At 53.8% G+C, this 273-nt stretch carries 1 protein-coding gene; it reads right to left on the minus strand.

What is annotated here, in order from left to right; all coding sequences use genetic code 11:
- Nucleotides 1-273, minus strand: a 273-nt coding sequence (locus R0J88_RS20205; RefSeq protein ID WP_410900908.1) for an AIR synthase related protein, incomplete at both ends; no start/stop codon positions are given.

The following is a 273-nucleotide window of genomic DNA, read 5'->3' on the forward strand; positions in this document are numbered from 1 at the left end:
GTCGCTGACTTTAGAGCCGTCGATGATTTCTGATTTTTCTACCACGCCAACGCAGAAACCCGCGACATCGTAATCCTCACCGTGATACATCCCCGGCATTTCTGCCGTTTCGCCACCCACCAGTGAACAGCCCGATTGCAGACATCCTTCCGCGATACCGCTGATCACCGCTGAAGCGGTATCAACATCCAGTTTTCCGGTTGCGTAATAGTCGAGGAAAAACAGCGGCTCTGCACCTTGCACCACCAGGTCATTAACGCACATGGCGACCAG

The sequence above is a fragment of the Pseudoalteromonas sp. SIMBA_162 genome (assembly GCF_046535955.1).
Classification (GTDB): Bacteria; Pseudomonadota; Gammaproteobacteria; order Enterobacterales; family Alteromonadaceae; genus Pseudoalteromonas; species Pseudoalteromonas marina.